Consider the following 11,119-nt stretch of genomic DNA (forward strand, 5'->3'; position numbering starts at 1 on the left):
GGTCACGCCCACCTCACGTCGGAGTTGTCGATCAGCCGGGTGCTCCCGACGGTCGCCGCGACGGCCAGCACCGCGGTGCCGCCCGCCGGCGCCCCGCCGGTCACGTCGGCGAACGCGTCGAGGTCCACCAGCGCCACGTAGTCGGTGCCCACGCCGGCCGCGTCCAGGACGGCCCGGGTGGCGGCCCGCACCGCGTCCGGGGTGCCGCCGTCCGCCGCGACGGCCTCCCCGGCCGCGAGGCCCCGGCTCAGCGCCAGCGCCTGCTCCCGCTCGGCGCCCGAGAGATACACGTTGCGGGAGGACAGCGCGAGCCCGTCCGCGTCCCGCACGGTCGGCACCCCGACGACCGCGACGGGCAGGTCCAGGTCGCGCACCATCCGGGTCACGGCCGCGAGCTGCTGCACGTCCTTGCGGCCGAACAGCGCGACGTCGGGGGCGGTCAGGTGCAGCAGCTTGAGCACGACGGTCAGCGCGCCGTCGAGGTGCCCGGGCCGGGTCGCGCCCTCGTAGACCGTGCCGATCCGCCCGGCGTCGACCCGCACCACGGGCGTGCCCTCGGGGTACATCTCCTCGGCGGCCGGCGCGAACACCACGTCGCCCTCGCCGAGCAGGTCCGGCGCGGTGAGCGACGCGAGGTCGCCCGGCAGGTCCCGGGGGTAGCGGTCGAGGTCCTCCGTGGGCCCGAACTGCAGCGGGTTGACGAAGATCGTCACCACCACCTGCTCGGCGCGGGCGCGGGCCTCACGCACGAGCGCGAGGTGGCCGGCGTGCAGCGCGCCCATCGTCATGACGACGGCGCGCCCGGTCCGGGAGCCGGCCGCCGCGGGGCCGCCCGTCGGCGGGCGCAGCGCTGCCGCGAGCTCCGCGCGCGTGCGCACCACCGTGGGGGCACCGGTCCGTGCCTCGCTCATGCCTGGTCCTCCTGGTCGACGCCGGGCCCGGGGTCGCCGGTCCCGCCGTCCTCGTCGTCGTGCGCGCCGTGCACCGTACTCCCGTCGGGCCCCGGAGCGTGAGCCGGGCCGGACGGCGCGACCTCCTCGTCCGGGGCGGGTCCCGCCGTCGCCAGCGCGTCGAGCAGCGCCTGCCCCTGGTCGGCGCGCAGCAGCCCGGCGGCGAGCGCCCGGCCGGTCGCCGCACGGGACAGCGCCCGGTACGACGCGGCCACGTCGGTGGCCCCCGTCCGGACCCCGAGCGCGGTGAGCACGTCGAGGTGGTCGCGGACCGTGCCGGCGTCGCCGCGGCGGACGGGGCCGGTCAGGGTGGTCACCGCGCCGGAGGTCGGGTCGTCGCCGGCGTCGCGGCCGCCGCCCGCGGACTCCGCCCGGAGCGCACCGTCGAGCGCGGCGGACAGCAGCGGGCGCAGCACGGACCCCGGGTCGGCGACGCCCGCGGCCGCGAGCGCCTGGCCGGCCTGGGCGACCAGCACCACCAGGTGGTTCGCGCCGTGCGCGAGGGCCGCGTGGTAGAGCGGCCGGGCCGACTCGTCCAGGACCACCGGCTCCCCGCCCATCTCGACCACCAGGGCCTGGCCGATGGGCAGCACGGGCGTCGGCGCGGTGACCGCGAACGTGCAGCCCACCAGGCGGGCGAGGTCGAGCGACGTCCCGGTGAACGTCATGGCCGGGTGCAGCGCGATCGGGATCACCCCCGCCGCGCGCGCCGGGTCCAGCACCGCGGCGCCGTACCGGCCGGCCGTGTGCACCACGATCTGCCCGGCCTGCCACGCACCGGTCGCGGCGAGCCCGGCCACCAGGCCCTCGAGCGCGTCGTCCGGGACGGCCAGCAGCACCAGCTCCGCGCGGCGCACGACCTCGGGCACGTCCAGCACCGGGACGCCCGGCAGCAGCGCGTCGGCCCGGTCGCGGGACGCCTCCGACACGGCGCTGACCCCGACCACCGGGTGCCCGGCGGCGCGCAGCGCGCTGCCCAGCACCGCGCCGACCCGGCCCGCGCCGACGACGCCGATCCCCAGCCGCGTCATGCCCGGCGCATCCACTGCTCCGGCCCCGCCCCGGCACGCGCGGTGCGGGCGCGCGCCGCCTGCTCGTCCAGCAGCCCGGCCGCCACGCGGGCGTCCAGGTGGTCCACCCGCGGCGACACCGGTCCCGGCGTCGAGTGCAGCTGGAACGACGCGACCCCGAGCCGGCGCTGCAGCGGGCCCTGGGCGAGCCCGAGCGACTGCGTGCGCTCGTGCGGGACGACGACGAGCCGGCGCACGAGGACGCCGGAGCGCAGGACCAGCGCCCGGTCGGTGACCGTCACGCCGTGCCGGCGCCACCCGACGGGGTCGAGCCACCGCGAGCGCCGGGGCGCCGTGGCCCAGCCGGCGTCGCTGTCGCCGTCGTCCGTGCCGTCGCGGCTCGCCCGGCCGGTCAGCCCGGCGTCGACGAGCCCGCGGGGGTCGGCCGTGCCGAGGTCAGGCAGCACCAGCCACAGCGCGAGGAGGGCCTCCTCCCGCGTCCCGACCGGCAGCAGCACGTTCTCCGTCTGCGACTGCTCGGGGCCCGCGCCGTACCCCGCGACGTTCACCTCGACGCGCCACCAGTCCGGCCCGCGCCACAGCAGACCCTGCGAGATCTGCACCGCCTGCACCCGGCCGGGCGGGACGGTCTGCGCCCGGGACTCGGTCAGGCCGTGCCGCAGCCGGATCCCGTCCGGGGAGATCGCCGCGCGGAAGTTCGCGCCGCGGTTGAACCGGCTCCACGTGTACGAGACGACGCCGAGCAGCGCGGGCAGCACCGCGAACGCGGGCTCGAACCGGCCGGACGTCACGATGAGGACGACCAGCACGGCGATCATCACGACCAGCCAGATGGCGGACGACGAGCGCAGGGTGGACAGCAGCAGGCGGCCGACGGGCACCTCGTAGACCTGCCGCTCCGGGGCGACCGGGGCGGCGCCCGTCCAGCCGTCGTCGACGGCGGGCTCGCCGACCGCGCCGGCGGGCTCGACGGCCGGGGCGTCGACCGCTCCCGCGGATGCGGGGCCGGGCGCCGGGCCGCTCACCGCGGCGGGGCGCCGGGCGGGGCGGAGGCCCGCGGCACGCGCGAGCAGCTCGGCCCGCAGCTCCTCGGCCTCGCTCTCCCGCAGGAACGCCAGCGACACCGCCGACCCCGCCCCGCCCGCGCCCTCCAGCCGCAGCTCCGCGAGCCCGAGGACGCGCGCCCGCAGGGGCTGCACCACGTCGACGGCCTGCAGCCGGTCCAGCCGGGCCTGCCGCTGCTGCCGGAACAGGACGCCGGAGCGCAGGTGCACCGCCTCGTCCGTCACCGCGAACCGGGTCATCCGCCAGGCGACCGCCGAGTAGCCGAACCCGGCGAGCGCCACCAGGACGAGGGCGCCGACGACGAACAGCCAGGTGCGGGGGCCGAGCCACTCCGCGAGCTCGCGGACGTCGTCGGCGGCGTTCCAGGCGATCACCGCGACCGCCGCGACGAGCACCTTCCAGCCCTTCACCGCGGGGGTCACCGGGTGCATCCGCCGCCAGGCGAGGTCGTCCGCGGGCGGCTCGGCCGGACGCACCGCGTCGGCGGGCACGGCGTCGGCGGGCACGGCGTCGGCGGGCACGGCGCCCGCGGGCACGGCGCCGGCGGGCACGGCGCCCGCGTGCTCGGGCAGGGCGCGCTCGGGCACCGCTCCCGCGGGCAGGGCGCGCTCGGGCACGGCGTGCTCGCCGGTCACAGCCCCGCCAGTCGGGCCTCGCCGCGCGACGCCAGCTGGTCGCGCAGCCGGGCGGCCTCGGCCGTCGGCAGGCCGTCGATCGACGCGTCCGTGCCGGGCGACGCGGTGTGCAGCTGCACCGACGCGATCCCGAGCTTGCGGGCCAGGGGCCCGGCCGTGACGTCCACGTACTGCATCCGGCCGTACGGCACCACGACCATCGACCGGAACAGGATGCCCTTGCGCAGCAGCAGGTCGTCGGCGCGCTCCGCGTACCCGAGCGCCCGGACCTGCCGCGGCACCAGCCACGCCACCCAGGCGGTGAACGCCGCGAGCACGCCCGCGGCCACCCAGAGCCACACCAGGCCCGACAGCGCAGCGGCGACGACCAGGCCGACCAGCGGGACGGCGAGCCACGAGACGCCCGACACGAGCCGGGCCGTCGCGAGCCGCGGGGACACGGGCGTCCAGTCGACGCCGGCGGGCTCGAACGGCTCGCTCTCGCGGACCGGCGCGACCGCGGGTGCAGCGGAGGCGACCGGTGCGGGCTCCGGCATCGGGGTGGCGGCGTCGCCGTCGGGCGTGGTCATGCGGTCATCCTCCCATCGCAGGTACCGGGAGCGTGCGGGACCCCTCGTCAGCCGGCGGCGGCGTCCGGCGAGGCGTCGGGCGCCGGCCCGGTCGCCTCCTCCCGGTCCTCCGGCGGCGGCACCCGGCAGAACCACTCGACGAGCAGGCCGACCCCGGCGAGCACCAGGGCGCCGAGCACCGCGAGGCCGGCGGACGCGGCACGGGCGCGCTGCGCCTCGATGGCCAGGTCGCCCAGCACGTCGACGACCTGCGCCGCGTACCAGCCGGCCAGCAGGGCGCCCGTGTAGCAGGACGCCTTGGCCAGCACGGCGGTGCGGGCGGCGCGCATCGGGTCGAGCGTCGGGTGCTTGCCGTGCAGGTACTGCCGCACCGACCAGCCCATCGCGAGCACCACGGCGGCGATCAGCACCAGGACGGCGACCATCGCCCACGGCACCTGGGGCAGCGTCCAGCCGCGGCTCGCCAGGACGCGCACGACCAGCCACCCGACGGCCGTCGTGACGACGGCGACCAGGACCAGGTTCCTCGGGCGCGTGCGCTGCATCAGGGGTCCAGCCGTCCGGCGGGGCCCAGCGGGTCGGCCAGCGGGTCGGCCAGCGGGTCGGCGACCGGGGCATCCAGCGGCCCCAGGGCGTCCTCGCGCGCCGCCGGCTGCACCGTGACGTCCTGCTCGGCGCCCGGGTCGGGCAGGGCGGCGGGCACGGGGGCGGTCAGCCAGTCGAGCGCGAGCCAGCGCACGCCGTCGCGGTCCGGGGCGGTCGCGGCCAGCGCGGCGACGGGCCCGCCGCCGAGGCCGTTCAGCACCGCGTCCGGGCGCACCTGCGCCCAGGGCTGGAGCACGAACGCCCGCTCGTGCGCGCGGGGGTGCGGCAGCTCGAGGTCGTCGGTCACGGCCGACACCTGCCCGTACACGATGATGTCGACGTCGAGGGTCCGGGGGCCCCAGTGCACCGTGCGCTCCCGGCCGTGCACCCGCTCGACCTCGGAGGTGGCGCGCAGCAGGTCGCGCGGCGACAACGTGGTGCGGGCGATCACGACCGCGTTGAGGAAGTCCGGCTGCTCCGGGCCGCCGACGGGCGCGGTGCGGGCGAGCGCCGAGACGTCCACCACCTCGAGGCCGGGGACCGCGGCCAGGTCCGCGACGGCGTCCCGCAGGGTGTCCTGCGCGGCGCCGAGGTTCGACCCGATGGCGAGCACCACCTCCACCGGCTCGGACGGCGGGACGTCGAGGGCGTCCTGGACCAGCTCGGCGTCGACCACGTCGCCGTCGTCGAGCGCGTCGGCCGCGGGGGCGTGCCCCGTCCCGGCGACCGCGCCCGCGACCGGCCCGGGGGGCGCGGCGGGCAGGTCCACCGGCCCCGACGGCGGGGCGGCGTCGAGCAGGTCCGCCGGGGGCAGCGCGGGCGCCGGCGTCGCGGGCACGCCGTCCGGCACGGAGGTCGTCGGGGCCAGCACCACCGGCTCCGCGGCGGGCAGCCAGGTGCGGTCCCGGTGCACCTCGACCACCACGTCGCCGAACGGCACGGTGATCGGGGCCTGCGGCTTGTGCACCGCCACGTCGACGGCCTGCACCTGCGGGTGGGCGAGGACGGTCGCGGCGATCCGCTCGGCGACGGTCTCGACCAGGTCCGCGGGGTCGCCGGCGAGCACGGCCGCGACCTCCTCGGCGAGCGTGCCGTAGTTCAGCGTGTGGGCGAGGTCGTCGGTGGCCGCGGCGCGCCGGGTGTCCAGGTGCGCGACGACGTCCGCGACGAACGTCTGCCCCTCGCGGCGCTCGTGCGGGAACACCCCGTGGTAGCCGGTGGCCGTCACGCCCAGCAGGCGGATCCGGTCCAGCCGGTGCCCCCGCGCCCCGACCACGTCCTCGTCGCTCATCGGTCGTCCTTCCCGGACGGCGCGGCGGCCGTCCACCGGGCGGCGACGCGCACCGCGTCCGCCGTACCTCGTGCCTCGTGCACCCGCACGCACCAGGCCCCCGACGCCGCCGCGAGCGCCGAGACGGCGGCGGTCGCCGCGTCCCGCTGCTCCGGTGGCGCGGGCGTGCCGTCGTCCGACGCCAGCAGGTGGCCGAGGAACCGCTTGCGCGACGCCCCCACCAGCACCGGGAACCCGTCGGCGACGAGCTCGGGCAGCCGCGCGAGCAGCGGCCAGTTCGCCGCTCCCGGCTTCGCGAACCCGAGCCCCGGGTCCAGCACGACCTGGTGGTCGCCGACGCCCGCGGCCCGCAGCTCGGCGACCCGGTCCGCGAGCTCGCGCCGCACGTCCGTCACCACGTCGTCGTAGTCCGCGAGCTCGTCCATCACGTCGGCGTGGCCGCGCCAGTGCATCGCCACGTAGACCACGCCCGTCCGGGCGACGACCTCGCGGATCCCCGGGTCGGCGAGACCGCCCGAGACGTCGTTGACGACGACGGCGCCCGCGGCGACCGCGGCGTCCGCGACCTCCGCGCGGGTGGTGTCCACGCTGACGGCCGCGCCGCGCTCCACGAGGGCCCGGACCACGGGCAGCACCCGGTCGAGCTCCTCGGCGACGGGGACCCGCGCGGCGCCCGGCCGGGTGGACTCCCCGCCCACGTCCAGCAGGTCGGCGCCGTCGTCCAGCAGCCGCAGCCCGTGCGCGACCGCGGCCTCGGGGGTGAACCAGCGCCCGCCGTCGGAGAACGAGTCCGGCGTCACGTTCACCACGCCCATCACGAGCGCCCGACCGGCCCGACCGGCGGCCGTCAGCGGGGCCGGGAGCGGCGAGGGGAGACGCACGTGGCCAGCCTAGGGGGTCGGGGACGGCAGCCGGTGGCGGGTCAGCGGCCCAGGACGAGGCTCATGGCCTCGGCGCGGGTCGCGGGGTCGCGCATCTGCCCGCGCACCGCGGAGGTCACGGTCCGGGAGCCGGGCTTGCGCACGCCCCGCATGGACATGCACAGGTGCTCGCACTCGACGACGACCAGCACCCCGCGGGGCTCCAGCACGTCGACCAGGGCGTCCGCGATCTCCCCGGTCATCCGCTCCTGCACCTGCGGGCGCCGGGCGTAGACGTCGACCAGCCGGGCCAGCTTGCTCAGGCCGGTCACGCGCCCGCTCGGGCTCGGGATGTACCCGACGTGCGCCACGCCGTGGAACGGCACGAGGTGGTGCTCGCAGGTCGAGTACACCTCGATGTCCTTGACCAGGACCATCTCCTCGTGACCGATGTCGAAGGTCGCGCTGAGCACGTCCCGGGGGTCCTGCCGCAGCCCCGCGAAGATCTCCTTGTACGCCCGCGCCACGCGGGCCGGGGTCTCGCGGAGCCCCTCGCGCTCCGGGTCCTCCCCGACGGCCAGCAGCAGCTCCCGGACGGCCGCCTCCGCGCGCGCGGCGTCGTACGCCGGGATCACGCGGTGGTTGCCGCGGCCGTCGCCGCCGGTCACGCTCACTCCTGCGTGCCGGCGTCCGGCAGGTCGGCCTGCGCGTTGGCGGGACCCGTGACGTCGGGCGTCCGGTTCGGCGGGACCTCGACGATGCTCACGGCCGGGTGCTCGTCCTTGGCGGCCGCGGCCTCGTCCTGCGGCACGACCGATCCGTTCTGCTCCGCCTTCTCCGCGGCGGTCAGGACCGGCGGCCGGTCGGAGACCGCGCGCTGCTCGCTGGACAGCCACACCTCGCGCGGCGGGCGCTTGGTGATCGGCCGGAAGATGACCTCGAGCTCGTTCTGGTTCAGGGTCTCCCTCTCGAGGAGCTCCAGCACCAGCGCGTCCAGGACGTCGCGGTACTCGACGAGGATCTCCCACGCCTCGGTGTGGGCGGCGTCCATGAGCTTGCGCACCTCGACGTCCACCGTGCCGGCGAGCGACTCGGAGTACTCGCGGCCGTGGCCCATGTCGCGACCCATGAACACCTCGCCGGAGTCCTGCCCCAGCTGCACGGCGCCGATCTTCTCGCTCATGCCGTACTGCGTGACCATCTTGCGGGCCGTGGCGGTGGCCTTCTCGATGTCGTTGCTCGCGCCGGTGGTCGGGTCGTGGAACACGAGCTCCTCGGCGACCCGGCCGCCCATGGCGTACGCGAGCTGGTCGAGCAGCTCGTTGCGCGTCGTGGAGTACTTGTCCTCCGTCGGCATGACCATCGTGTAGCCGAGGGCCCGGCCGCGCGGCAGGATCGTCACCTTCGTCACCGGGTCGGTGTACCGGAGCGCCGCCGCCACCAGGGCGTGCCCGCCCTCGTGGTACGCGGTGATCTTCTGCTCCTTGACCTTCATGACGCGGGTGCGCTTCTGCGGCCCGGCGATCACGCGGTCGATCGCCTCGTCCAGCGCGCGGTTGTCGATGATCTGCGCGTTCGAGCGGGCCGTCAGAAGCGCCGCCTCGTTCAGCACGTTCGCGAGGTCCGCACCCGTGAAGCCCGGGGTGCGGCGCGCGACCACGGTGAGGTCGACGTCGGTGGCCATCGGCTTGCCCTGCGCGTGCACCTGGAGGATCCGCTCGCGGCCCTTGAGGTCCGGCGCCTCGACCGACACCTGCCGGTCGAACCGGCCCGGGCGCAGCAGGGCGGGGTCCAGGATGTCGGGGCGGTTCGTCGCCGCGATGAGGATGACGTTGGTCTTGACGTCGAAGCCGTCCATCTCGACCAGCATCTGGTTGAGGGTCTGCTCGCGCTCGTCGTGCCCGCCGCCCATGCCGGCGCCGCGGTGCCGGCCGACGGCGTCGATCTCGTCGATGAAGATGATCGCCGGGGCGTTCTGCTTGGCCTGGTCGAACAGGTCACGGACGCGGCTGGCGCCGACGCCGACGAACATCTCGACGAAGTCCGAGCCGGAGATCGAGTAGAACGGCACGCCGGCCTCGCCCGCGACCGCGCGGGCCAGCAGCGTCTTGCCGGTCCCGGGCGGGCCGTACAGCAGCACGCCCTTGGGGATCTTCGCGCCGACCGCCTGGAACTTGGCCGGCTCGGAGAGGAACTCCTTGATCTCCTGCAGCTCCTCGACGGCCTCGTCCACGCCGGCGACGTCGGCGAAGGTCACCTGCGGCGACTCCTTCGACACGAGCTTCGCCTTGGACTTGCCGAAGGACATGACCCGCGAGCCGCCGCCCTGCATCGACGACATCAGGAACCAGAACAGGCCCAGGATGATGACGAACGGCAGGACCAGCGTCAGCAGGCTGCCCCACCACGACTGCTGCGGCACGTCCGAGGTGTAGCCGCCCTCGGGGTCGGCGTCCGCGATGGCGTCGACCACGGCCGGGCCCTGCGGCACGACGTAGTAGAACTGCACGTTCTTGCCCAGGTTCTCGCCGCCGGAGGTGAAGTCCTCGGTCAGCGTGAGGTCGACGCGCTGCGACCCCTCGGTGATCCTGGCCTGCTCCACCTTCCCGTCCTGGAGGAGCTCCAGGCCGTCGGAGGTGTCGATCCGCTGGACGCCGGAGGACGTCAGCGCGCTGGCCGCGATCCACAGGATCACGACGGCGACGACGATCCACAGGACGGGTCCGCGGGTGAGGCGCTTGAGTGTCATGGGCAGACGGGGGCGTGCCCCCTCGTCCCTCCGGTCGCAGGGGTGGAGGCTCCGAAGTTACACGGTGGACCTGGGGTGGGCGGGCTCTGTTCGCCCAGGGCAGGACGCCCGTCGTGCCCGGGAGCCGGCCCCCCGCGGGCCACCGCGCGCGTCAGGAGGAGTAGACGTGCGGGGCGAGCGTGCCGACGAACGGCAGGTTGCGGTACTTCTCCGCGTAGTCGAGGCCGAAGCCGACGACGAACTCGTTCGGGATGTCGAACCCGACGTAGCGGACGTCCACCTCGACCTTCGCGGCCTCCGGCTTGCGGAGCATCGTCGCGATCTCGACCGTCGCCGGGCCGCGGCTGCGCAGGTTCGCCAGCAGCCAGGACAGCGTGAGCCCGGAGTCGATGATGTCCTCGACGATCAGCACGTGCCGGCCGGTCAGGTCGGCGTCCAGGTCCTTGAGGATCCGCACGACGCCGGAGGACTTGGTGCCCGAGCCGTACGAGGACACCGCCATCCAGTCCATCGACAGCGGCGTGCTGATCCGGCGCGCCAGGTCGGCCATCACCATGACGGCGCCCTTGAGCACCCCCACCAGCAGGATCTCCCGGCCGGCGTAGTCGGCGTCGATCTGGGCGGCGATCTCGTCCAGGCGGTTCCCGAGCTGCTCCTCGGTCAGGAGCACCCGCTCCAGGTCCGCGCCCATGTCCTCAGCGTTCACCGGTCGCCTGTCTCCTCGTCCGTCTCGCTCCGGCCGGGCGCCGACCGCCCGACCGCCTCGCGCGCGGCACCGCTCCGGGTGCCCTCGCGCACGGCAAGCCTGCCACACGCCCGGGACGCCTCGACGTGCCCGGGCAGGTGCAGGGGGCCCTGGCCGTGCCAGCCGGTGACGAGCCCCGCGACCGCGCGCACGTGCTCCCGGGTGACCGCGCCCGGCGGGGACCCGGCCCGGACGACGGCGGTGCGCAGCGCGCGGCCCAGGAGCGCCGCCGGCGCGCCGGCGAGCACCTCGACGTCGAGCAGCACCTCCCCCGGGCCGGACGGCACGAGCGCCCGCTCCAGCAGTCCCGCCGCCAGCGCGTCGAGCGCGTCGGCGTCCTCGCGGAGCAGCGCCGCGGTGCGGGCGAGCGCCGCGGCGACCCCCGGCCCGAGCTCGCGCTCCAGCACCGGCAGCACGCGCGTGCGCACCCGTGACCGCTGCGGCGCCCGGTCCGCGTCGCCCGCCGGGGTGTTGGTGGGGTCGTGCCAGGGCGCGAGGCCGAGCGCGGCGCACGCGGCCAGGGTCTGCTCCCGGGTCACCTCCAGCAGCGGCCGGCGCAGCACCCCGCGGACGCGCGGCATCCCCGCCAGCGACCGGGCGCCCGACCCGCGCGCGAGCCCGAGCAGCACGCCCTCGGCC

Annotated in this window: 11 protein-coding genes; all 11 read right to left on the reverse strand. The window is 76.6% G+C overall.

What is annotated here, in order from left to right:
- Positions 1–2: 2 nt before the first annotated feature.
- Entirely contained in the window at positions 3–911 is a 909-nt protein-coding gene (gene panC / locus QNH85_RS17785) for a pantoate--beta-alanine ligase (RefSeq protein ID WP_282948549.1), read from the reverse strand.
- Positions 908–1,981 (reverse strand): Rossmann-like and DUF2520 domain-containing protein, encoded by a 1,074-nt coding sequence (locus QNH85_RS17790; RefSeq protein ID WP_282948551.1) that lies wholly within the window; start codon positions 1,979–1,981, stop codon positions 908–910. The genes panC and QNH85_RS17790 overlap by 4 nt, the downstream gene beginning before the upstream one ends.
- On the reverse strand, positions 1,978–3,681 hold the full coding sequence (locus QNH85_RS17795) for a PH domain-containing protein (protein WP_282948553.1): 1,704 nt from the start codon (positions 3,679–3,681) through the stop codon (positions 1,978–1,980). The genes QNH85_RS17790 and QNH85_RS17795 overlap by 4 nt, the downstream gene beginning before the upstream one ends.
- Positions 3,678–4,217, reverse strand: coding sequence for a PH domain-containing protein (locus QNH85_RS17800; protein ID WP_282948564.1), 540 nt, complete (start codon positions 4,215–4,217; stop codon positions 3,678–3,680). Before QNH85_RS17800 ends, QNH85_RS17795 begins: the two co-directional genes overlap by 4 nt.
- A gap of 80 nt (positions 4,218–4,297) precedes the next feature.
- Complete coding sequence (locus tag QNH85_RS17805; RefSeq protein WP_282948555.1) at positions 4,298–4,795, reverse strand: DUF3180 domain-containing protein; 498 nt, start codon at positions 4,793–4,795, stop codon at positions 4,298–4,300.
- A complete protein-coding gene (gene folK, locus QNH85_RS17810; protein WP_282948557.1) occupies positions 4,795–6,126 on the reverse strand; it encodes a 2-amino-4-hydroxy-6-hydroxymethyldihydropteridine diphosphokinase in 1,332 nt (443 codons plus the stop codon). Before folK ends, QNH85_RS17805 begins: the two co-directional genes overlap by 1 nt.
- Positions 6,123–7,007 carry a dihydropteroate synthase gene (gene folP, locus QNH85_RS17815; RefSeq protein ID WP_428830430.1) on the reverse strand — a complete coding sequence of 295 codons (885 nt, stop codon included), beginning with the start codon at positions 7,005–7,007 and terminating at the stop codon, positions 6,123–6,125. The genes folK and folP overlap by 4 nt, the downstream gene beginning before the upstream one ends.
- A 41-nt stretch (positions 7,008–7,048) precedes the next feature.
- A complete protein-coding gene (gene folE / locus QNH85_RS17820; protein WP_213281280.1) occupies positions 7,049–7,654 on the reverse strand; it encodes a GTP cyclohydrolase I FolE in 606 nt (201 codons plus the stop codon).
- Positions 7,655–7,656: 2 nt separating this feature from the next.
- Complete coding sequence (gene ftsH, locus QNH85_RS17825; protein WP_282948559.1) at positions 7,657–9,735, reverse strand: ATP-dependent zinc metalloprotease FtsH; 2,079 nt, start codon at positions 9,733–9,735, stop codon at positions 7,657–7,659.
- A 151-nt stretch (positions 9,736–9,886) separates the two neighbouring features.
- The gene (gene hpt / locus QNH85_RS17830; RefSeq protein WP_428830431.1) at positions 9,887–10,426 is read right to left on the reverse strand and encodes a hypoxanthine phosphoribosyltransferase; all 540 of its coding nucleotides are present in this window, start codon (positions 10,424–10,426) and stop codon (positions 9,887–9,889) included.
- Positions 10,427–10,437: 11 nt separating this feature from the next.
- The coding region (locus tag QNH85_RS17835; protein WP_282948562.1) for a PP-loop family protein at positions 10,438–11,119 on the reverse strand (682 nt) is incomplete at its 5' end.

This window comes from Cellulomonas endometrii (genome assembly GCF_949769265.1).
Lineage (GTDB): Bacteria > Actinomycetota > Actinomycetes > Actinomycetales > Cellulomonadaceae > Cellulomonas > Cellulomonas endometrii.

What these genes read in the sequence shown, in the direction of transcription:
- folK (WP_282948557.1), bottom strand. Translation starts at nt 6,126, where the DNA reads ATGAGCGACGAGGACGTGGTCGGGGCGCGGGGGCACCGGCTGGACCGG.
- QNH85_RS17800 (WP_282948564.1), bottom strand. Translation starts at nt 4,217, where the DNA reads ATGCCGGAGCCCGCACCGGTCGCCTCCGCTGCACCCGCGGTCGCGCCG.
- hpt (WP_428830431.1), bottom strand. Translation starts at nt 10,426, where the DNA reads ATGGGCGCGGACCTGGAGCGGGTGCTCCTGACCGAGGAGCAGCTCGGG.
- QNH85_RS17805 (WP_282948555.1), bottom strand. Translation starts at nt 4,795, where the DNA reads ATGCAGCGCACGCGCCCGAGGAACCTGGTCCTGGTCGCCGTCGTCACG.
- QNH85_RS17790 (WP_282948551.1), bottom strand. Translation starts at nt 1,981, where the DNA reads ATGACGCGGCTGGGGATCGGCGTCGTCGGCGCGGGCCGGGTCGGCGCG.
- ftsH (WP_282948559.1), bottom strand. Translation starts at nt 9,735, where the DNA reads ATGACACTCAAGCGCCTCACCCGCGGACCCGTCCTGTGGATCGTCGTC.
- panC (WP_282948549.1), bottom strand. Translation starts at nt 911, where the DNA reads ATGAGCGAGGCACGGACCGGTGCCCCCACGGTGGTGCGCACGCGCGCG.